Source organism: Eubacterium ramulus (assembly GCF_003122485.1).
Lineage (GTDB): Bacteria > Bacillota > Clostridia > Lachnospirales > Lachnospiraceae > Eubacterium_I > Eubacterium_I ramulus_A.
Window position 1 is genome coordinate 1 of the sequence record NZ_JRFU01000255.1, and the last position, 1,544, is coordinate 1,544.

1 protein-coding gene is annotated in these 1,544 nt (G+C 40.9%); it reads left to right on the plus strand.

Going from position 1 to position 1,544, the window contains the following annotated elements:
• Nucleotides 1-348: 348 nt before the first annotated feature.
• Nucleotides 349-1,293, plus strand: coding sequence for a trigger factor (tig, locus tag LG34_RS16345; RefSeq protein WP_109217024.1), 945 nt, complete (start codon nucleotides 349-351; stop codon nucleotides 1,291-1,293).
• Nucleotides 1,294-1,544: the final 251 nt, after the last annotated feature.

The following is a 1,544-nucleotide window of genomic DNA, read 5'->3' on the forward strand; positions in this document are numbered from 1 at the left end:
ATTACTCACCACTTGCAGAAGTGGGAGTCTTCTCGACTGAGATAAATCATAATATTTTTCTGCTTATGTTATACAAAAGAATACAAGGCACTATCTCCTCCTCAATGTTTCTTTTTATTCCATTGACGTTATTTTTTGCATTACAGGAATATGTTCTGGTTAAAATTGCTTAACGATTTTTTTAATATTTCTATACGCTGTCCTGTTTTCTGTGATATGATAACGGTAGATTCGGGAACATACGGATTGTTTTTCTAACTCACAAGGATAAACTTCTATCCTTGAAATTATCTGATTCGTATCGTTCTGATTAAAAAATACTAAAAATAACATGGAGGAATTACTCTTATGAGATTAGGAACATACAAAGGCATTCACATGACACGTCCAAACACTGAAGTGACGGAGCACGAAGTCATGAATGTGTTAAAGAAGAAACAGAAAGAATACGCTGTTGCCACAAATATTGATGACCGCAGTGCACAGACTGGCGATCAGGCAATTCTTGATTTTGAAGGTCGCTACAACGGAAAGACCATTCCGCACGGAAATGGAGAAAACTTTGCATTGACCATCGGAGCAAAGGCTTTTTTACCGGAATTCGATAAAGCTCTGATTGGCAAAAATATCAGTGATACATTTGATATTGATGTTACTTTTCCGGCTAATTACCGCATCAGTGCCATGCAGAACCGTTCCGTTGTATTCCGTACAACCTTAAAAAAACTGCGTCTTGTAGACTATCAACCGATTGATGATGAGTTTGCAAAAGATTTTTCCGAATATGAAACTTTGGATGAATGGAAAGATGAGATTCTTGCAAATCTGCAGGAACGCCGGGAAACTTCCGTCCGGGAAAAATTTGCCCGGGAAGTTATGGCAAAAATTATTGCCGATTCTGATATTCCGATCGATGATGACCTGAAAGAAGAAATGACACAGATTTATTATGATGATTTTCTGGATGAACTGGAAATGAATCAGATTCCGCTGGAACTTTACTGCAAACGTTCCGGTCACAGCAAAGATGAGATTTACGCGGATAAAGAACAGGAAGCTGTGGAAGCAATTCAGGCACAGAGCGTACTGCATGCGGTTGCTGCGGCTGAAAAGATCAGCATTACACCGGAAGAGCTGGCTGAGGAGCTTCGGGCGATTGCGATAGAGGAGGATGAAGATCCGGAGGAATTCGTAGAGACTTTGGAAGAGGAAGATGTGGAGAATATCGCCGATCAGCTTACGATGGATAAAACGATGGTCTTCATATTGGACAGCGTAATTTACGATAAGTAGAGAGGAGAAGAACTCAGATGAGTGCTTTGGGCTAAGACGCCCTTCATCACTAATCTGAGTTCTTCTCCTTTTTACGTTATGAACACGCTGTCGATTACCCTGCTTTAGTATCGGATACACATTCCGTAAGGATAATATTCAAGTCGAACGCACGTGAGACTTGATGCGTGATTCTGGTCAGCGAAAGCTGACATATTCTTCCCAGAATCACTGCACTCTACACTCCGTTCCGGTCGGCGCAAAACCATTGT

Bases quoted from the DNA above. Each gene is read 5' to 3' on its own strand.
- tig (WP_109217024.1), top strand. From the start codon at position 349: ATGAGATTAGGAACATACAAAGGCATTCACATGACACGTCCAAACACT.